This is a genomic window from Paraburkholderia sp. RL17-373-BIF-A (genome assembly GCF_046030175.1).
Lineage (GTDB): Bacteria > Pseudomonadota > Gammaproteobacteria > Burkholderiales > Burkholderiaceae > Paraburkholderia.
The window spans coordinates 1-20,017 of the sequence record NZ_JARESO010000069.1 but is presented as its reverse complement, the minus strand read 5'-3'; the positions used below and the strand labels follow the sequence as shown (position 1 = coordinate 20,017).

The 20,017-nt window shown below is 59.7% G+C and carries 17 protein-coding genes and 3 pseudogenes; 10 read left to right on the top strand and 10 right to left on the bottom strand.

Features of this window, described 5'->3' with window-relative positions; translation table 11 throughout:
* The first annotated feature begins 36 nt into the window (after nt 1-36).
* The 3 genes from P0D80_RS42235 (at nt 37) to P0D80_RS42225 (ending at nt 3,505) form a co-directional block, all read left to right on the top strand.
* Nucleotides 37-1,206, top strand: a complete 1,170-nt coding sequence (locus P0D80_RS42235; protein ID WP_408292661.1) for a zinc-dependent alcohol dehydrogenase — start codon at nt 37-39, stop codon at nt 1,204-1,206.
* Between the two features lie 1,130 nt (nt 1,207-2,336).
* A complete protein-coding gene (locus tag P0D80_RS42230; protein ID WP_408292659.1) occupies nt 2,337-2,849 on the top strand; it encodes a CinA family protein in 513 nt (170 codons plus the stop codon).
* Nucleotides 2,850-3,367: 518 nt separating this feature from the next.
* The gene (locus P0D80_RS42225; RefSeq protein WP_165923971.1) at nt 3,368-3,505 is read left to right on the top strand and encodes a hypothetical protein; all 138 of its coding nucleotides are present in this window, start codon (nt 3,368-3,370) and stop codon (nt 3,503-3,505) included.
* A 281-nt stretch (nt 3,506-3,786) separates the two neighbouring features.
* On the opposite strand, the gene P0D80_RS42220 is transcribed toward P0D80_RS42225, so the two are convergent.
* The 3 genes and pseudogenes from P0D80_RS42220 to P0D80_RS42210 form a co-directional block, all read right to left on the bottom strand.
* Nucleotides 3,787-4,788 (bottom strand): glycosyltransferase family 2 protein, encoded by a 1,002-nt coding sequence (locus P0D80_RS42220; protein WP_408292656.1) that lies wholly within the window; start codon nt 4,786-4,788, stop codon nt 3,787-3,789.
* The gene (locus P0D80_RS42215; protein ID WP_408292654.1) at nt 4,778-5,878 is read right to left on the bottom strand and encodes an MATE family efflux transporter; all 1,101 of its coding nucleotides are present in this window, start codon (nt 5,876-5,878) and stop codon (nt 4,778-4,780) included. The genes P0D80_RS42220 and P0D80_RS42215 overlap by 11 nt, the downstream gene beginning before the upstream one ends.
* Nucleotides 5,879-6,561: 683 nt before the next feature.
* Nucleotides 6,562-6,831 (bottom strand): annotated as a pseudogene (locus tag P0D80_RS42210) (glucose-1-phosphate thymidylyltransferase RfbA); the annotation flags it as partial.
* A gap of 1,444 nt (nt 6,832-8,275) precedes the next feature.
* On the opposite strand from P0D80_RS42210, the gene P0D80_RS42205 reads away from it, so the two are divergent.
* From P0D80_RS42205 to P0D80_RS42195, 3 genes are all read left to right on the top strand, one after another.
* Complete coding sequence (locus P0D80_RS42205) at nt 8,276-8,572, top strand: CsbD family protein (RefSeq protein WP_408292652.1); 297 nt, start codon at nt 8,276-8,278, stop codon at nt 8,570-8,572.
* A gap of 106 nt (nt 8,573-8,678) precedes the next feature.
* Nucleotides 8,679-9,053, top strand: coding sequence for a phage holin family protein (locus tag P0D80_RS42200; RefSeq protein WP_408292650.1), 375 nt, complete (start codon nt 8,679-8,681; stop codon nt 9,051-9,053).
* Nucleotides 9,050-9,358 (top strand): hypothetical protein, encoded by a 309-nt coding sequence (locus P0D80_RS42195; protein WP_408292648.1) that lies wholly within the window; start codon nt 9,050-9,052, stop codon nt 9,356-9,358. The genes P0D80_RS42200 and P0D80_RS42195 overlap by 4 nt, the downstream gene beginning before the upstream one ends.
* 761 nt (nt 9,359-10,119) lie before the next feature.
* On the opposite strand, the gene P0D80_RS42190 is transcribed toward P0D80_RS42195, so the two are convergent.
* Nucleotides 10,120-10,584: a PRC-barrel domain-containing protein gene (locus P0D80_RS42190; RefSeq protein ID WP_408292646.1), complete on the bottom strand. Its 465-nt coding sequence runs from the start codon at nt 10,582-10,584 to the stop codon at nt 10,120-10,122.
* Between the two features lie 1,139 nt (nt 10,585-11,723).
* Between P0D80_RS42190 and P0D80_RS42185 the strand changes: the two genes are divergently transcribed.
* Nucleotides 11,724-12,800, top strand: coding sequence for a response regulator receiver protein (locus P0D80_RS42185; RefSeq protein WP_408292644.1), 1,077 nt, complete (start codon nt 11,724-11,726; stop codon nt 12,798-12,800).
* Between the two features lie 1,130 nt (nt 12,801-13,930).
* Here the strand turns inward: P0D80_RS42185 and P0D80_RS42180 are convergent.
* From P0D80_RS42180 to P0D80_RS42165, 4 genes and pseudogenes are all read right to left on the bottom strand, one after another.
* Nucleotides 13,931-14,068 (bottom strand): annotated as a pseudogene (locus P0D80_RS42180) (glycosyltransferase family 4 protein); the annotation flags it as partial.
* A gap of 117 nt (nt 14,069-14,185) precedes the next feature.
* The gene (locus P0D80_RS42175) at nt 14,186-14,776 is read right to left on the bottom strand and encodes a BPSL1445 family SYLF domain-containing lipoprotein (RefSeq protein WP_408292686.1); all 591 of its coding nucleotides are present in this window, start codon (nt 14,774-14,776) and stop codon (nt 14,186-14,188) included.
* A gap of 870 nt (nt 14,777-15,646) precedes the next feature.
* Nucleotides 15,647-15,859 (bottom strand): hypothetical protein, encoded by a 213-nt coding sequence (locus tag P0D80_RS42170; protein ID WP_408292642.1) that lies wholly within the window; start codon nt 15,857-15,859, stop codon nt 15,647-15,649.
* A gap of 162 nt (nt 15,860-16,021) precedes the next feature.
* Entirely contained in the window at nt 16,022-16,240 is a 219-nt protein-coding gene (locus tag P0D80_RS42165; RefSeq protein ID WP_408292640.1) for a hypothetical protein, read from the bottom strand.
* 120 nt (nt 16,241-16,360) lie between these two features.
* Here P0D80_RS42165 and P0D80_RS42160 point away from each other — a divergent pair, with 120 nt between their 5' ends.
* Nucleotides 16,361-16,858 (top strand): hypothetical protein, encoded by a 498-nt coding sequence (locus P0D80_RS42160; RefSeq protein WP_408292639.1) that lies wholly within the window; start codon nt 16,361-16,363, stop codon nt 16,856-16,858.
* A gap of 120 nt (nt 16,859-16,978) precedes the next feature.
* On the top strand, nt 16,979-17,170 hold the full coding sequence (locus tag P0D80_RS42155) for a hypothetical protein (protein ID WP_408292637.1): 192 nt from the start codon (nt 16,979-16,981) through the stop codon (nt 17,168-17,170).
* A gap of 371 nt (nt 17,171-17,541) precedes the next feature.
* On the opposite strand, the gene P0D80_RS42150 is transcribed toward P0D80_RS42155, so the two are convergent.
* Together P0D80_RS42150 and P0D80_RS42145 are read right to left on the bottom strand one after the other, a co-directional pair.
* Nucleotides 17,542-17,784 (bottom strand): response regulator, encoded by a 243-nt coding sequence (locus P0D80_RS42150; protein ID WP_408292635.1) that lies wholly within the window; start codon nt 17,782-17,784, stop codon nt 17,542-17,544.
* A gap of 126 nt (nt 17,785-17,910) precedes the next feature.
* Entirely contained in the window at nt 17,911-18,072 is a 162-nt protein-coding gene (locus P0D80_RS42145; protein WP_408292633.1) for a response regulator, read from the bottom strand.
* Nucleotides 18,073-19,653: 1,581 nt separating this feature from the next.
* Here P0D80_RS42145 and P0D80_RS42140 point away from each other — a divergent pair.
* Nucleotides 19,654-20,017 (top strand): annotated as a pseudogene (locus P0D80_RS42140) (fucose-binding lectin II); the annotation flags it as partial.

Here is a 20,017-nt window from a genome sequence, read left to right as displayed (position 1 = left end):
GTACGCTAGTCGGCCACTACCCTTCTGGAGAGTCACATGAGAGCACTTCGCTGGCACGGCAAGCACGACATTCGCTGCGACACGGTTGCCGATCCTGTAATCGAGGAAGGACGCGACGCCATTGTCAAGGTGTCGACCTGCGCGATCTGCGGGTCGGACCTGCACCTGTTCGACGGTTTCATGCCGACCATGGAAAGCGGCGACATCATGGGACACGAATTCATGGGCGAGGTTGTCGAAGTCGGCAAGGACAACACGAAGCTCAAGGTTGGCGATCGTGTCGTCGTACCCTTCACCATCTTTTGCGGCGAATGCGAACAGTGCAAGCGAGGCAATTTTTCCGTTTGCGAGCGCAGCAATCGCAACAAGGAGAAGGCCGACAAGGTATTTGGCCATACGACCGCCGGCCTATTTGGATACTCGCATCTGACCGGCGGCTATCCGGGCGGCCAGGCGGAATACGTGCGCGTCCCGATGGCCGACACCACGCACGTAAAGATTCCGGACGGCCTGACCGACGAGCAGGTTCTCTTTCTCGGCGACATCTTCCCGACCGGGTGGCAAGCCGCTGTGAACTGCAACATCCAGCCCGAAGACACGGTCGCGATCTGGGGTGCAGGTCCGGTCGGTCAGATGGCAATTCGTAGCGCCATCCTGCTGGGCGCGAGGCTGGTTGTCGTGATCGACCGCGTGCCGGAACGACTCGCCATGGCGCGAGCCGGCGGCGCAATCACCGTCAATTTCGACGAGGAGAGTGTGCTCGAGCGCCTCAAGGATCTGACTAACGGAAAGGGCCCGGAAAAGTGCATCGATGCCGTGGGCATGGAGTCGCATGCAACCCGGTCGTTCGATGCCGTGTACGACCGCGTCAAGCAGGCGGTGATGCTTGAGACCGACCGTCCTCATGTGCTGCGCGAAATGATCTACGTTTGCCGCCCTGCGGGAACGCTTTCTGTGCCGGGTGTCTATGGCGGTCTGATCGACAAGATCCCGTTCGGCGCGTCGATGAATAAGGGCCTCACCTGGAAAATGGGTCAAACCCATGTCAATCGATGGACCGACGATTTGCTCAAGCGGATTCAGGAAGGCCAGATAGACCCCTCCTTTGTCATCACGCATACCGTATCGCTGGAAGATGGACCCGGCATGTACAAGACATTCCGCGACAAGGAAGACGGCTGCATCAAGGTCGTGCTGAAACCTTGATGACGCCCTCATGCCGCCGCAATGAGATCAGCACCTCAGGCGGCGATGCGCAGCTTGCCAGACAAACGGGTGCCCCCACATGAAGCTAGACTCAAATCAATCAATGGCGGCTGAGCTGTCGCCATAGCGGCCGCATCGCATGCATCAGTTCTTCGAGGCTCGACCCTTGCAGCGAGGCTGCCCCGGGCAGGCCCGGCTTCCACTTTTTTGCCAACTCTGGAGGGGTCATCGGGAGCTTTTTTTGGGAACCATCTGTCGGCAACCTTCCGGTCGGATCAGCAGGCCAACCAACAGGCGTAGGCTCCCCTGCCACCGGCCGCTGGGGTGCCTGCGTCTCCGGCTCCCCGTGGCAGGTAAGCGCTGCCGCGCAAACACCCGCGTATGTGCCTCTGGTGGGCGCAGAGGAGATCCTCCGTGGAGCTCGCAGCAACAGGGGCAACGCTTGAAATGGCAAAAGCTTTCGTCATCGATGTCCTGAAAACTGCTCGATCTGGGCAGCAGCATTGAGACTCGAACGGGACTTGCTCCAGAGCTGTATAACGCGAGCGAGAAAGTGAGTGCGCGCACATGAACGTCTCGCTGCATAAGGAGACATGACAGAGCTGGAGCCGGACGGCGGCAAGGCGCCGGCAGATCCGGAAAACTGGACCGACCCTGGATTGGTCAACCGCAGCCAGGATGCGGAGGTCAGCGGCAAACGAGCAGCTGGCAGAAAGATGGGGTCGACGCTAGCGAGCACAATACGGCGCAACCGAACTGCACTCGGCGCGGCCCGCCATCGCCGCGAACTATGCTCATCTACCGGCCATCGGATTGCCGCGCGTCAGCGTGGAAAGTTGGCCTTCCCGCCATCGATCCGGACTATTTCCCATCATCGCGTGTCGAGTTTTGGCTGTTGGTGAGCGGGAAAAGGCCTAACGACAGCGCGGCGCGTCGACTAACAGCGATTAACAATGGCTGATCCGGTTTAATCCGACGTCGGGATCGCCCCGCCGGGGTCGACCTGCCCGCCAGAAACAAGCACGGGCCCCGACTGGAAGGTGTAGCACCATGGTTTCGCCAGGGCCCGGACCGCGCCTTGCTACTCCGTAAGCAGCGCGAGACCTCTTTCGCTAAACCCGGGGATACCCATGAATGTTCCAATGCAGGTCGTGTCATTCCTGTCATCGCGTGGGCTGAAACTCGCCACTGCCGAGTCCTGTACCGCGGGTCAGATTGCATCGTATCTTGCCAGCGTACCGGGAAGCGGCGCGTGCCTCGATGTCGGCTTTGTGAGCTACTCCCCTTCTGGAAAGGTGGGCTTTCTAGGTGTGAAGCAATCGACAATGGAACAGTTCGGGCTCACCAGTGAAGAAGTCGCGCGTGAGATGGCTGAGGGCGCTTTTCGACAGGAAGGCTGCTGCGCGGACGTTGTTGTCTCTAATACTGGCCTGGCGGACGCCGGTCCGTCAGGAGGACCGCCGCCGGGCACCCAGTGCTTTGCATGGGCGTTCCGCACCCGGCAGGGCGAGATACTTACTTTCACCGAGACACGGCGGTTCGCGGGCCGCAGAAACGACATCCGCTCAGGGGCCGCACTCTACGCTCTTGCCCGCATCGAGCATTACTTCAACGAAGTCGCCTCCGCAGGGCGGCGCATTTAGACGAGGTCCGCAACAGCCCGTCAACGCATGGTCGCCCAATATGCAATCGCCGGCGCCCGGGTCGGCGTGGTGATTAGCACTGGACACGCCGCCGAGTGCAGGGCCTTGGCGCTCACATTGGGTGCCGTAGATTATCTTGCTCACAAGAGCCTGACCGACATTCAATCGGGCGATCCCTCCGCTCGCGCGCCTTGTAGCGCTCGCTGGCCACATTCGCGGGGGACAATGGACTCAAAACTCGGTATCAGTTGCTGTTAAGCAGAGGTTACGATGTCTTCGGGCGAGGAGTTAGAGTTCGCTTTCCGCGGAACCAGTTTGAGCGGCGGACCGCGCCGCACGCGGCAGCTTTGCCAGAAAGACGTGATGCCGCTTCGAGAAGCCTTAGCGCGTGCCCACTCGCCCGAAGCCGCGCGGTTGGCCTTGCCGGGCGGCAGAATCTGATTTGTGGAATCTCTGACGACATACTGATTGTGGCATGATCCGGCTCGGGCTCCGGGCTCACCCAACGGTACGATTAAGTGCGTCGCTGGAATGCTCACATCGAGGCCGAGCAGGGCGGTGCCGATCCCGAGCGTCGTGCCGACCAGGCAGCTGCACAAATGGCAACAGAGCGGCTGGAATCGAACGTGACGCAACTCTCGCGCGCCAAGGCGTGATCCGGAGGCACCTCCCCTGAATAGGACGAAGGACGTTCAGCGCCAACGACCGTACGTGCGACTGAGAATCCGCCGGCGCAGGATACGGCGTTCGGTGGTCTCCGCTTTTGCATGTCCAGCGACGAGTGGTTCGTGGCCCGGCAAGCAATGGCAGACGACACATCCCATCGAAGTCGTTTCTCACTGTCCGGGACGCGTTTGCTCAGCAATTTTTCGGTTCATACGATTTGACGTTCTGCTCGAGACTCGGCTTCCGATCGTGAGCCGCAGCCGCGCAATGGTCATACGTTGATCCGCTGTCGTCCGGCGATCTGCTTGAGCCGTGTGTAGACAGTGCGCAACGTCCGAGGCCAGCGGCGCAAGGCGTACAAAGCGAGCTGTTTCGAACCAATTCGCGCCGCACGCCAGCTCGACTCGATGCAGTCCTCGAAGGCATCGCCGTGCTCATGCTCCAGATAGAAGATGGCCGACGTCAGATAGAACTTTGCGCGCCCACGGTTGACTGTGTCGCTCGCCATGCCGAGATCGGCCGCGATCTGGCAGGTCTGGATCATGTCGGCCATGTATTCCCTATGACGCTCGGGATTGTTGATTCGTGTCGAGGTCATGCCGGTCCGGTTGACACGGTAAAGGCCCCACTCTTCGTCCAGGTAGCAGCCTTGCCAGCCGAACACCACCTGGAGCAGGTGGGCCACATCACAGACTGATTTCAGACCTACGTCAACGGGGCTGCGATGACGCAGATGGGCCCGATACATCTCCGAGCTATGAAAAAAGTACGGCCCGTTCTTGATGAGGAATTCGGCGTCGAACGTTGCGGGCTTATTTTGGGGTAGTGGATACGGCACAGACTCCAACGTATCCTGATCCACCGTGCGCATCCTATGGACCACGAGACCGCATTCAGGATGCTCTCTTAAGAAATCGAGTTGGCGCTGCAGCTTGCCAGGAAGCATGACATCGTCGCCGTCGATGTTCGCGATGTATTCGCCCTTCGCCATCGCGACGGTGTCAGCGAAGTTCGCTGCGAAGCCGACGTTGGCGTCGTGCGAGATGACCTTGATCACATCCGGATAGCGCGATCGAAACGACTCGATGACGTCGAGGGAGTTGTCAGGCGAATTGTCATCGCCCACGATCACCTCGAATGGCACATCGAGCTTCTGGTCGAGTACGCTTTGGAGGCACGGACCGACATACTCGCCTTGTCGGTAGCAGAGCACGATGACCGACAGTACGGGCGTGGCTTGCTCCTGGACCGGAGGGTAAAGGTTAGTATCCATGCTGTTGTCTCAGTTGAGGACCAGCCGCCCGGCCAGGTGGCGAGCCTTTCGTTGAATAATCGGCGAGACCGCGATGGTCAATGCGGCCATAGCGAGCCACGCTCCTGATAGAACAAAGAACAGACCAATACGCGAACAGCTTGTGAGATCCGCGAAACTCAACAACAGTCCGACGGGGGTGAGCGCAGCGATACGCGCAGCGAGGCCGCGATACCAACTGGCGTTGATACCGGGGATAAACTTTCGATGTATGATCGCAACCCAGCCGAACATGAGCAGAAAGTTCATTCCCGCCCACGCATAGGCAGCGCCGACCGCACCGAGATGAATGCCGCCAAATAGGACCGCGGGCGCTAAGAGAATGAAAAAAAGCCCATATTGCCCTTCCAGTGCAGTAACAAATCCCCTTTTGCGTCCTGCACGAAGAACGCTCGCGAGGCAAGGGCGAACACACATTTCCGTCCGCGCCGGTAGTCAGCCGTGGGATGAACGCCTGTTGAATTGGATTGGCCAGCAACAAGATTCCGCTCGCCAACAGAGTCGCCAGGCTGAACACCGCAAAATCCGCCAGCGGCAACATCTTCGCAGGGGCGATCTTGTCGATCTGTGCGGTGCAGGTCCAGATCATCGTCGCCAATGCAATCGACAGTGACAGCTTCGCGCGCGATGACAGTACCCTCCATGAAAAACGTGCCGACACAAACGGTATGTCGAAGGTACGGCCGAGCAGTGTCCGCATCGCGGCTGCTTCTACGACAATCGCCAAAAGTTGCCAAACGAAAAAGAACTCGATACGCGGCCCGATCATGATGATTGGCATAACGAGCACAACGCGTAGCACGGCAAAGGTGATGACAATTCCGGCGAGTGCAACCTGTCGATCGATGCCGACCACACCCCCACGGTATATCGCACCGAGCCACCGCGCTATGGCAGTCAGCATCATCAGCACAAATGCCGTACGAATCACACTCGGAGGCAGCGTGGAGGCATTCAACCATCGTTCGGCGAAATAAGGCGCGATGAAGATCGACCAGACGAACAGGATGGCGCTGGTAGCGAGAATCATCTTTTCCAACAGCAGTCCCACTTCTGCTTTCGAGCCGGTACCGGCGCGGACTGCCTAGCTCGCGGCATAACGTTGGTGAAAGTCCGAAGTGAAGAACGAGGACCCATCCGAGAAGCACGGCGTTGATGGCAATCAGCCCATATGCTTCTACGCCGAGATGAAGCACGTATATCGACACCATGACGATACCCAGCGATACGGTCACCATCTGGCCAACGAAATTCGTAGGAAGCCTTCGTCTCAACATCTCGATCTGCCAGTAAATAGAGTAAAGACTGCGGGTGCCGGCTCAGGCGCCACGAGCCTCAAACTGAATTTCTCGCTGGTGTCAATTCGCCCCGAACTTGTCTTACGGCGAGCGCGTGACCTGTCAAGCGACCGAACGATTCCACTATGATTCCGGCCGGCCGTCATCGGAATGACGATTAAGGTTGGCCACATACGTATCGGCGATTCGAAAAATCACCTTTTTGAAACACGACGTATTGCCGGGGTACTTGATGCGGTCTATATCGCGAGTATCGGAAAACGTTCCTTAACCCGGTGTACAGACCGCGCGGATGAACACTTGTACACGACTGGCAAGCGATAGTCCCCGTCGCGATCCGTGCGTTGAAGCGTACCTGTCCAGCTTCACATGAAATGTGCGGCGGCGCACGTTCTGCAAGTTATGTGTCAGGTATCCATGGAAACCGCAAGCAACTTCATTTCGTTGAAACGCGAGCGGCCAACGGGTTAGCCATGCCATCATTCAGAACGTTGAGCAGATGCTGGCCATACGCGTTCTTGGCAAGCGGTTTCGCCGGTTGAAGCACCTCCTTGTCGATGAAATGTCGGCCGAACGCATCTCCTCCGGGCACGCCACCACCAAACCCTGACGCTTTTGCAGCCTTTCGTTGAAAGTGGCTGCCTTGGTCAGCGACGCGTGTGCCTGTGTCAAGCCAGGCGTAACCGCGGCCCATGATTTCAACTTCGAACTGCGAGTGCTTGAGCAGCGCGGGCGCGCGGACCACCTCGGATTTGTGTTTCATACTTAATTCGACCTTCCAATGTCCGCCCTTAATGGAATCCGTCCTGGAGCGCAATGCCCGCAATCTCCGTTGAGGAAATGATGAACTACGAACGATCGAGAAATCGATAGTCTGGCGGATCAGGGTGAACGGGGCAGCCGCGGCATTGCCTTAGCTGTGTTCGCAGGTCAAAGGCATCAGCTGCGTTTTCCTTCGCCTCGTGTCTGTTTTCCTGAAGATCTGTGATCCGTTGCTTCCTGTCGGGAAGCGTTCGACCTCAAGCCGCCCCCAGGGATAACGGCCTATCGTCCAGCAGACGGGGTGCCCTCCAACGGCAAGCACGCGCGCATAGTTCGCGGCCGCCGACTGATCCGTTTCTGATCGGTTCCTGAACTGTTCGTCAATCGCCTCACGATCGGAGCCCAGACGCGTTCCTGAACACACTGGCGAGTCAATCGGGCTTCTTCAGTCCGCTCGGATTCTCAGGTCCACCGCGCATCACCCCCTGATCAGTCGGCGCGCTCGCCCCGCGGTTATCAGGCGCCGTCTCGCGTCGTCCGGAGGCCGCGGACGCAGAATTGGGCGCGCGGATTGCGCCAGGCACGCGCGGTCGATCGTCACGCTGAGGCGCCTCCGCGACGCTAGCGCCTCGCATCCCCGCCCCCCAGCGGGGCGCCCCTCCACCACTCGCTCCCGCCTCGCGGGCCGCACCTGTATTCTGCGCAGATCCAGTCGCCGCAAAGATCGACATCAGCGCGGCAGCTGCAAGGCTTTTAAAGAGGACTTCCATTTCCGTCTCCATCGCCAGGTGCACGCATCCGTCGGTGCGCGCGTTAACTCGACAAACCGCTGCTGACACGCCGAAGGCTTCTTCCGGGAAGGCGGACGGGCTCCGCCGAATCCTCACCGGTCTGATGTGATGATCGGCGCGACTGGGCTCAAGGGCAGGCATCATGAGCAGAGCGAACGCCACCCCGTGTCTTACGCGCGTCGAGGGCTCGATGAAATCTGAAGTGCGGTACGCGGCCCGTGGGGCGTCACAAAGACACTCACTCGAGCACGTCTTCACCGGAAGGTCGCCTCCATCTGGAAGTTGCACCCCGAGGCGGCCTGCACGAGGCAGGCCATGCTACGCGCTTTGCTGGGGGTGCTTTCATGTTAGATCCGCTCAACGACGGGGCCAGCATTTGTGTTACTTCCGACGAAATTGCGATAGAAAGCTCACTCTGGAGCGACGCCCTTGCCAGTGCGTGCGTCAGCGAATTATCAGGTTGAGCCCGACTTTTGCGCAGCATCTGGCACGCCGTCCCGCTGCCGAACCAGCGCATTACATAGAGGCGTGGTTCTCGACTTTCATGCCGGCGCATTTGTCCGTGCGGCCTGATCGCACTCATTCGAGGAGCAGACAATGGAAACGACGAAAGCAGAAGGAACACTACGGGAGGTTGCTGGCGACGTTCAGCAAGCCGCCGGGGATCTGCTGGGCAATGCCGGCGCACAGGTTAGCGGAACAGCGAAAGAGTTGAGCGGCAAAGCTCAGCAACTCTATGCCGATTTTGTGGATGTCGTACGCGAGTCTACGGTGGAGCGACCGTTCGCGGCGCTGGCAATTGCCGCCGGGGTGGGCTTCATCCTTGGAGCGTTGCGCGCAGCGAATCGCTCAAGGCCCGATAACGGCCGAAGCGACTCGATAGACCGGGAGTAAGGCTACTCGCGTCTTGCCCTCGACGCGGCCTGAAAGGTGTAGACGGCAAACACCTGGCGGGCCGCCCCGGCGTTTCCGCACCAAGCCAGTCCCGAGGAGTCCCGCAATGTCCATGCGTTCGAAAATCACGAAGTGGCGAAACGTCGGCAGATTCTGCGTCGAGCGAGCCACGGATTATGGTGAGCTCCTCGGCGTCGAACTTGAGGAGACCAGGAAATGTCTGGTCCGCGAGTTGAGCGCACTTGTTGCCCTGGCCGTCGCCGGCCTGTTCACACTTTCGTTTGTGTGCATTGCGATCATCGCGACGGCGTGGCGGACGCCTTACTTCCTTCCGGTGGTCTGGGGCATTGCCGTGATGTGGCTGGTTGTTTCCCTTGTCTCTCTGCTCTTCGTCCGCGCCCAGAAACCCGGACGTTCGCTTCATCTTCTGCAGGGGGAGCTCCGGAGCGATCTCGACACGTTGAAGGAGGCGCTAAAATGAACCGCGTAGCGACCAATAGTGAAGCCGAGACCGCAATCCTGCTGCGCATGGCGGAATCACGCACAGCACTGCTAGCGGCGAATAGCACTCCTCCATCGGTCCCGGCCGTACTCGGACAGACGCGGCCTCCTGCGGTCGGCGTGATCGCCTCGCTGGCCGACGCACCGCGCGTCACGCTGCTGCTGGCGTTGTGCGTCGGCGCCATCGTCCTCGGACCTCGCCGGACGATCGTTATAGCCAGCCGTTCGGGGATCACCGCGTGGCTGGGTGGCACCGTCCGGAAAGTCATTCTCAGATCTGTGTGAGTTGTACACGCAGGGGACCGTGCGGCCGGGACAGTCCAGATAGGTCAGACATTCGAACCGCTGCGACTCCTATCACGACCCCGGCTATTTGTTGGCCCGTTCAGAACCAGTCGCGCTGCAAATTCGCCCGCGATCCGCCGTGGCGGTCACGACAGGACTGCTGCTGCACGTCCTTCGAACAGGCGGGTGTTTTGAAGTCCGCGCGCAACTGTTTATCGCGGATGAGTCGAGGCGCAGGCGCTCGCCCGATTTCTCGCTGGCCGCCGACGCGTCGCGCTGGCTGCTGCCAGAACGACGCGCTGGCCGACCCCGGAAGACCACGACCCAGTCGCCGTCAAGTCTCCCGGATCCGGCGCGGCAGATTGCTCCGAAGGTTTCCGCACCCAGCGCTGCGTACAGTTCATTGCGCGCCTGATGCAGCCGTATCTGACGCGCCTTTGGCGTGCGAGTCACTCTGCGGCATGCGGGTGGGCGATTTCTTCGTGCTCGAACCTTTCGACGTGGAGGTCGTGCCGGTCGTCCCGCCGGTATCAGGCGTGCTCATGCCAGTGCCGCCTTGTCCGGCAGTGCCGCCTCCCCCTCCACCGGCTCCGCCGCCTCCAGCCCCTCCTGCTCCCTGTGCGAACACGACACCGGCGGACGTGAACAGAATTGCCGAACAAACTACCGCTTTCCTTGCTGCTTTCATGATTGCCTCCCTCATTGCTTTGACACCAGTGCAGCATTAACTTGCCGCTCTGGCAGCGCCCCAGGCCCAGTTTCTAGATATCGCTCTGCCGTGGCTCGTCGGCGTCGCGCGCAGCTGACCAGTAGGGATCCCGGTTGTAATACTGATGGACCGTAGTACCCCACGCGCCATCCGCCATTGACGGCCAGTGGTCCTTGTCAAAGCCCGGATCTTCCTTGATTCGCTGGGCAACGACGCTCACCCGAAAGCATTTCTCATCAGTATCGAGCGCCAGAGCGCTCCAGGGTATAGCGTGCAGGTTCGTGCCCATCCCGAGAAAGCCTCCTTCAGACAGCACGGCATATGCGACTCTGCCGCCGCGTACGTCAAGCATGATGTCGGAAATCTTGCCGACGTCTTCGCCGTCCGACGAAATCACCTTCGTGCCCTTGAGCGTCGACGCGGCCATCACATCCGGGCCGGGCCCGTCACCCACGCCGCCACCGACAATCTGCGCGCCGCTGCCGGACGCGCCACCCTGCGGATCCAATGTGCTCATGATGTACTCCGAAATATCAGGTTGAGAATTTCTACGCGCAACGACTATGCCCGCTCGTTACTCTCGCAGGGCTAAGCTCCCGGCCGCCCCTTCGCAAGGTGTGTTTTCGAAACTGCGGATGTACGCTTGGGGTCGGGCACAGTCCTGCTTCGTCGTTTCACACTCTCCCGTCGTACGCGTGAGCGTGGAAAGTCAGGCTCGCGCGTGCTCGAGCGGGAAGCACAGTGACCGTCAGCAAGGATTCGGGTTTGTTTGCCCTTCATAGGCTCTGCGACGCCCCTAGCTCGATGACCTGGTTGTGATTCTTGCACGCAGTTGAATGCTCATTTCGGCGCTCACCGGCTCCGGGGTCCGAGTTAGGAGTCGTGCCTGCTGCAGGTGAACCGACGTCGGCCCGGGACCTTTTTGCTTACGTCAATTGCCACGTGCCAGCAAGAGAGCACACCGTGCCGCCTTCACATAGCTCAAAAGTGCATGGATGAAATACGCCACACTGTAGACCACTCCAGGCGCCCCTCGGCTGGCCCCGCATTCCTCGGACGGACTTTCGGAATAGCGCTGTCGCCCTAGGCCATCGCACACCTGAGGAGCGATTCCGACGGCAATACCGCTCAGCATGTGTGTGCGTCAGACGGTGCCCGCTCCGTTCAGTGCACGCATCATATAGCTGCGAACGGCGGTCGTTCGGCGGTTCGTCGGCTGAAAGCAGGGTCACCGGCAGGCCAGACCACAGCTGGTTGTGGCGCAGCAGACGGCAGTCGGTGATGACGACGTCGGGCAATCGCTTAGCGACCGCTTCAGGACAATTGGGCTATTTGTTCAAACGCTCGATTTCGATGACCGGCGCAGCTTGCCGATTCCCGCACGGTTACCTGCTTTTCTGCTTGGCCCTTATCGGCCATCAGGCTTCGCGGGCATCACGGTGGAATAGGCATCAAACGGCACATTTCCTGGGGTGGGTGGGAGCCCCAGGATATCGCGTACCGGTTGCATGACCGGGCATGGCCGTTGCGGCTTGACGTCAAGTGCTGGGCTGGCCGCCGGAAGAACGCGAGATTCAATTTTTCGCCTGATGCCCGGCACCAGTCCATAAATTCCCAGCAGCGCTGATGATCGAAACCTGAGCTCACACGCGAGGCTTGATTGAAATCGCCAAGCGTAAAGGCCGTTTAATTTACGGGATGAAACCGATGGCTGGGGCAACACGATGTGGGCAGCGAGAAGCGTACGAAGGAAGCAATGCCACACGCCCGTCCCCTTCTCCTCGATCAGCAGACCTCGCGCATATCGGGGTCATGCCGTGCGCGCTCGTCTATATTGACCCGCAAGGCAAGGGAAGCGCCAACTGCACCCGTGTTGACCCATTCTGCTACGTAGAACAGGCCATAACGTTGAACCGGAGCCTGCTCGCTGCTGGCATGCCACAGCTCACCATTGTCACGAATGCTCGCCGCGAGATACAGCGCTTCCTTGTCACGGTCGATGAGCCGGCGCGCCCGAGGTTGCTCGATCTGGAACCGTCACTCACGCTGCCAAAAACGACCCCCTTCTATGCGGCCCACTTCAAGCTTGATCTTCTCGAACAGGTTGGCAAATGCGTGCCGGCTGGGGCGTTAGTTCTGCTTCTCGACACGGACATGGTCGCGTTGCGGCAGCTTGATCAGGACGTGTTGCGGCGCTGCTGCGGCAGTGGTGCGGGGGCATTCGACATATCCGACCAGGAGTTTTTCGCGTATGGAGCGGCGCGCGTCGTTTGCGATCTCGAAGCCGTAGCGGGAAAGCGCCTGAACAACCCGCGGTGGTTCGGTGGCGAGTGCCTTCTTGTTTCGGCGAGCTTCATCAAGATGCTAATGCCACTCGCGCGCGAATGCTTTGAACGTTACGTACTCGCAATGGACAGGCTGAATCATTACGGCGATGAGGCATTCATTTCTGCAGCGCTCAACCTTCTCGCCGACAACGGGCATCAGATCATCGACGTTGGGTCATATCAGTTGGTCGGTCGCCACTGGTCCGGAAATACTCACAGGGATCTTCGGTGGTTTAGACATTGTTCTCTCCTTCATTTGCCCGGCCGAAAGAAAATGCTCGAGCGCCAAGCCCGGATGATTAATTTCAAACCGAACCGTATCTGGCGACAAATAGTCAGCGCCCATATTCTCGCCTGCATTGCCATGCCGGCGAAACGCCTCTTGCGAGGAAAGTGGAATGCGTGACGCCGCCGCGCCGATGCGCCCCGTTGCGCCACCGGGCAGAAATACAAATCGAGGTGCTGCTTGTTGACAGCGAGCCGAATGCGCTCTCCCGGCTTACATGCATGCTGACGTCTCGCGGCAGGACAGTGATGCGGATGGTCGATGCAGCACAGGCGCTCATGGCAGCGAAGTCTACGCACCCGCCGGTAGAGGTGATGTAGATCATGCCGAGGGACCGCTAGGCGGTTTCCGCGCGATCGGATCCCTGCGCACCTCGGGCGCTCGTTCCAGACCGCGAGAGCCCGCAGTAAAAGCCATGGATTGACACGTCGTAGTCGCTGCGTTCGGAGGCAGGCAATCAGGGGATGGACCGTTTCTTATTCTTTCTGGCATATCACTTGCGCTGCCAGATGCGCACCGTCGGACTGGTCGCGGCGGCTGCGTTCTAACCATCCCGGGAAATAGTCATGAAACTTCTCGCTACTCCCGAAGGACTGCCGCGCCTCTCCTGGGGGCTCCGTGATCGCCGGCGTCATCCTGTCCTCGATTGTTTATCTCACCATGAGTGTGCTACGAACCGCGATCGGAGCCTCGCTGCTTTCTCCCTTGTCGCAGCCTAACTCGTTGCACAAGTTCGAGTTCGGCTCCGGCACATGGTCATTATCACAACGGTGCTTGCCGTTTTTGTCGGCTCCTATTTCGCTGGCCGGTGCGCCCCGTTCTCGGCTGGCTGCATAGTCTGCTTTCGTGGGCTGTCATGACCTTCCGCCCCTGAAAATGTACAGCAAGGCAACAGACAATACGCGCCGCGTGACTACACGACCCTGCTGCTGTAACGCCCAGCGGCCTCGCCCTCGACAAGGTCTTGCGACATCCTGCTCGGCAAGGCCGGCGCAACGGACCCGAAGCTCCTGCTGCCTTTGGACCTCATGTCGCCGTCACGGGGCGCGTCATCTGTCCGGATTCCGGAATCCGGTTTACACCAACGCCGGACTTCGTGTTTCCGGTCTACTGTTGGGCGGCAGGCGCGGGACGTCCAGACCGGTGACCCGGTGCGGGATGTGATAGGTGTTCCACGCCGGATCAGCCCGCGCTGACCTGACGCAACGCCGGTGGCTTTGCTACCTGCGCGAGCGCACTATGGATGTTCAGGTAGTGCTGCGCTTTTCAGCACAGATCCGGCCGAGGAAAGCCAGATATGCAGGCTGCGTTGGCACTTGCGGCGTCAGCAGATTTTCCGGCAGGCCGTGATAGATCGTGTCGAGCCAGTTCGCGTCCGGCAACCTGACTTCAGATAAGCCTCACCCTGATCGCGTCCACCCTGATACGCGACGTTGACCCCGCGTACCGCGGAACCCGACGACCAGATGCGAACGCGATCCGGGCCGGGGCATACCGCGTAGCGCTCAGATCTTCAGCCGTGTGACCTTGGTGCCTTCCAATGAGACACCGGCCATGAGGCCGGCATTGGTCAGCACGAAGGCCTCGACCGGCGCGGTCGCCGTTGACGTATCGATATTGCCGTTCGCCCCGACCTTGACAAGGGCGACCGTCGCGTCAACCCCCGCTGCCCACCCTTCGCTGTTGCGGAACCGGTCCAGCGCATCCTGCGTCATGAACAGGAAAATGATCGCCTTGGACTGCGCGCCGATCTGCAGGCCGAATGACCCGCCGGCCGTGCTGTAGTAGCCGGCCGTCTGGCCGCCGACGCGCAGTGCGCCTTCGCCATACTGGCCGCCGATCCAGAAGCCGGCCTGGATCACCGACGGGAAGACCAGCACCCCGCGGGCTTTCGCGACGAGTTCATGCGATCCATTGGCCGTCGAATACAGGCGCGCCAGTGTCGAATCGACATCGGCATTGATGGACTCACGTTTCCCAGCATTGCCAGCGGTACTGGACGCAGACTTCGGGGAAGTGGTCGTGCAGCCCGTAAGCCCGAATGTGCCCGCAGCGAGCGCCGCACTGGCGGTCAGAATGAACTGTCTCCTGCGCATGATTTTTCTCCCTGCTTCAAGACGAGATGTGATGCAGGTTCCGTCTTCAAGGCATCTGCCGCACTTCAATAGCTGGCCCGCCAAGCCATCTCAATCAACGCAGCGCGCGTGGCGGGTTATCCGCGCGTCCCACACAACCTTCCGACGATTGTGAGAAAAAGCTGCAACGGTGCCAACCTCTGAAGGCAGATGTCGCGTCCATCGCCGTGCTTCTGCACCGCACGTCCTATCCTTCCCACTCAATACGAAATGCCACGCGGCGAGGAGGTCAGGATCATGAACGACGAGCAGGATTAAATACATTCCGGGCCGCTTTCGGTTTATGCTTCCTGCAACCTCGCTCGTACAGTAAAAAAAGAGCAAAACCTGTTCCCGGCGAGGAGCCCCAGAATGGAGGCTTGAGGGCCGTGGTCACACGGGACCTGTTGCGTAATCGAGCCCACTGCGGGCACCCGCGGGGCAACACGAAAGCGCGGTAGCGACGTCGAACGCCAAACGCAAGACGTGACGCGCGAGATCCTGCGCTCGCGTCTGACGCGACGCGTAGCTCAGGTCCTCGTGGTCGATATTCACCAGGGTTTCGGCGACCGCGCATTCGCAATCACGGATGCCGGTCGCCTGGGAGATCATGTCCGCACGGGGCTTGGATCCAGGCGGCGATTTGTCCCAATCGTGCGTCCACCCGCGACTGGTCGCTCCGTGGGCGTCGGCGCTACACCTGGCGCGTCACCCTGCCCGTAGGCACCCTGCGTCCACTACCGTACAAACTGATCTGAGGGGGTCGCGATATGATGGTTTCGAAAGTTCATAGCAAGCACTCTGAACGAGCCGTTAAGGTCGGCGTCAGCTCCCGCCGACCTATTGCAAAATCTAGGAGGCGAGATGCTCAGGTTGACGCTGTGGGCCATATTGGCCGTGCCGGTTTTCCTGGTTGGCCAGCTTGTCGTACTTGCCCTGCTTCTCATCTTCATAACTCTGAGCTGCTTCAATAAATTCACCACACCGCACGTCAAGCGGATCTCTCGCGCCGCGAAGGAGTGACGCGGCGATGGGCTGCAGCGCCATTGGCGGCAGGGGCGACATGGCGCTGTAGTCTATCTGTGGTCTAGCGATTGAGCCGGCGGGATTCGAGTTGAATCACCAAGGCTAACGCCCAGCCAGCTTTGTTTCTCGATCCCTTCATGGGGCGCCCCCGCGTGCATCTGCCTGAACAGGCTCGCGTCGCAATTCGCGCAACCGCCCTATCTAATGCTCAATATACATGCGCCACTCGGGAAACTGCTCAAAGAAGCTTTGGCTCACGTATACCCGGTACAGGATGGGCGAGCCGGTGTCTGTTGCCGCTCCCGGCTCGCCGACAATCGTCGGACCCGGGTCGACTCCGCTGGTGCTTGCCCACGCCGTCAGATCGTCCGCAAAGTCGGGCGCTTCCTCGCGCGGGACGCGCAAATTGATCGGCTTCATAGTATTCCCGGCAAGATGGCGAAGGGCATCGGCCAGGGACATCATACAGAGAAGTGGCGCGGTGGCGCCACTCGATCACCAGCGAGCTAAAGTTTTCTGGGCGGCTGCCGAAATCGAGGCATGGATAACGACAACCGCATCCGCACCAGCAGCTTGCTGTACAACAGGGCAGTAGCACTTCAAATGACCGTCCGGGCCATCCGGCGCGCGCAGGGAAAGAACAATCCAGGGGACGTCACCCGCGGCACGCCCGCGTGGGAGGCTGTCGCAGAGGACTTTCTCCGCGATCTGCACAGGGCGATGGGTGGGCGATCCGGACGACCTGGACGAAGCTGGCTGACTGATTTAACGGGCCGGCCACCGCTGCGCCAATGCGTGCCAACCCGGCGTGCGCTGCGGCACACGATCACTGAGGATCCGGCGAGCGGCGAAAAAGCCCTTGAAGCACATCCGGGAGCTTCCAGACCGGACAGGCCGGCGGCACAGACCGTCGAAGCCAATCTGCCTGATATCCTGCGGGGTCTCCTCGAAAAGACGTTAGTCATCGCAATCATCAGGACACGCCGGAACTCGTCGTCTTGTGCCGCCTGGCGTACGAACCGGAAATCGTCGGCATGACACAGGCGCGTGTCGATCAGCACCACGCGGGGCTTCCAGTGTTCAAGCATCAGCGTTAGGTTTTCCATGGTGTATGGACTGGAGACATGGGTAACACGTGTGCGGAGACATGGGCAACACATGATCCGCTCATTCCTGCTGGTTCAGGTTGATGGTTCCGAAACGGTGATGCGCAAAAAACAGGTCGCAGCAGTTCTCTTCACCCATTACCCGCTTGGGGCGCCAAATGGCAAACTCTGTCTCGTCTTCGTGCGGCGGGCGCAGGTCATTGGCGGTTCGGACATGGACGCCGCCTCGGTTAATCTGTCGTGAGCAACCGGCGTCGGGACCACGGCTCCGGTCCGGTTGGGCAGGCGGGCAATCGCAATAAAATTGCGCCTCGGGTCATTGGAGGGCGGTACGTGAGTCTATTCAAGAAGCAAGGTTTGCTGTGGACCGGCGTGGCGGGCGGCATAGCCTATTCTTTTCAGAGGCTCTATAGCTGCCGTCGAGTGTGTCCAGACAAGTCTGAACCCGTGGATCACATAACTCTGAACTTTTCCAACGTCAGAAACAGCAACCCGTGGTTGGCTCTTTCCGACCGAGGGCTTCGAAAAAGTCGACCTTTCAGATCGCGCCGTATTGGCTTGGCAGCAACTCGGGAAGGGTAAAACGACACCCGAAAACGGAGTACCTTTACGTTTTCACACGGCTACGCCAGTCGGAGCAAGGCGACGCTGTAGCTCCAGCCCGTCGATCCCCGGCAGCTCATAGTCCAGGATCACGCAGGCGGGCCAACCCGATGTCAACGACAGCGTGCCCAGGAATTCCTCGCCACTGGAAAACGACTCCGCCTTTATCGCGACAGAACGCAGCAAGCGCTTGATGGCGCGGGCAATTGATTCGTCATCGTCGATCACAGCGACGATTTTGTTCAGGGTAGCCATATAACGACGCGGACTCTCGGCACGCGTTTTCACACGGCCTCGACCCACTCCGGACTGCCACCTTCTGCGTACCTATGGCTGGAGTAAACGCTGGACCGGACACTCAGCGATAAAGCGTACAGCGCTTTATGTAGCACCTAGCGCTATTTCAATGGTCTTGATCAGTATCGTGCCGTTGAATGGTTTTTCCAGAAAGCCCGCAGCGCCTGACGCAAGAGCCTTCTCGCGAACGGCCGGATCGTCGTGTGCCGTAATGAAGATGATGGTCGTTTCCGGCAGGACAGCCATTTGTAACTTCAGCTTAACGGAGGATCGGATGATGTGCTATAGAGATTTGGTCCGATAGCAGCGCCGTACGGGAGCGATCTGTTCGGCGTCTCGAATCCGGCGAATCTCCCGAATTCGATTCGAGCGTCGTGCACCGCGAGACCGAATTCGCGAGCAAGTCGTTGACTATGAGTGTCGACGAAACTATGTCCTTAGACGCCCAACCCTGCCGAACGTTGCTCCGCAAGCAGCAGGGTCAAAGGTACTGTCAACTTCTTGTCCCGGCGTGGTATCAAACTCGCAGTACTCAAGGACAGCCAAATTAATCGGCAAGGCGCTTGAACGAGGCGTCATCCGTTTGGTATCTCTGTTCTTCATACTAATATGAACTACCCCGATTGGAGTTGTAATGGTCGCTTGCCGCTTGCCGATGACGACTGGTCGCGCGTCGCACATCTTTCACCGAGAACGACGTGCCCCCCCGAAGGCCTGCGCGCGAAGTGCTGGATGCCGCGCTGTGGGTGATCGTGAACGGGGAAAAAATGGCACCGCCTTCCCGTCACCTTTCCACCCCAGAAGACGTGCTACATAACGGATCTGAAATGGCGGAAATGGGGTAGTCATGGACGACGTTCTTGGGACGCTGGGGATCACGAACCCGCCGCAACCGCCGATTCACTCTCGGGCAAGGAGCGTCGATGTGCAGAAGGCACCTGCCGTCGCACTGCCTGCCCGTAGATAGCGGCAGGCAACGGCCCGGAAACGCCTGAGTACTGATGATGTGACGTGACCTTGCCGCCTTGTACAGGTTATGCGCGCATTCGGTTCGAAAAAGCCGACACAGGTTGTGGTCTGGGAAAACCTGATAGACGCTCAGACCGTGCTGCTGACTGCGAACACCGAGACGGTCTACGCGACGAGCCACCTCGATCTAAGACGGATGGTCCGACCGTTATCCAGGCCCCGCCACATGTGCTGGGATTCGTTCAGGACGGTTTGCAGCATTACGTGGCCTATATTGGGCCGTTAGGCGCCGACAAGGGCAAAGGCGAAAATTTCTCCTGTTGCCCCCGGGCTATTAAGGCAACATCCCGAAAGGCTACTTCGTCGCGCGATCCCGAACCTACTCAGCTACGTTTACCGTGCGGCACCGACCGTGCGTACCATCCAACTGCTGCTCGGCCACCGCAGCGTCGCCACGCCCTCGCGTTACCAGCCCCTTGACCTGCCCCTCAACCGTTTACGTCTGATCCGCCGGAAGAACCGCCAGCGAACTTCTGAGCGTGATCATGAACTTCCCGCTGTCAGCGTCGGATAGCCAAACCCCCAGCGCACTGGCGATTCGCCGCAAAGAGCCACGCATAGCGTTCTCCGGTCAGATCCGCAATCGTCTGATGATAACGTAAACGGCCACGCTTTTGTACTACCTTGACAGGCAGTTAGCCAGGAGGTCAGCAGCGTATAAGGTAGTCGCCCGGGACAATGCAACGTCAACCCCGCGCAGCGTTATGGGCGGCATGGCGGTGCACCGCTTCTGCCCGGGACCGAAACGGCTACCATCCGCTAGCCGTTGCCAGAAGCGCTTAACCGACGAGGAAAGATATGCAACAGCCCTTCACTCATAACGACCTGTATGCTCTTTTGCAGCAGGCCGCTAACGATGCCGCCGCAGTGCAGGCCAGCGGTGCGCAGGCCGTGGTGGACAGAATGCGGCAATTCATGACCACGCAGCTCGCAGAGAAGCTATCTGCGTACGACGTGTTTGTTCACATCTCAATCTCGCCTTACAGCTTTGACGTAGGCAGCTGGATGAACAAGGTCAAGACCGACGCGAGCGGACAGATCGCCGCCTGCACCGTCACCTGGGCGGGTGCGCCCGGCGTGTTGCCTGCCGGTGCTTCGAATCTTGGCATCGGTTGCGTGGTCACCTACTTTGCAAAGGCGGCATTGCAACCGCAACCCGAGC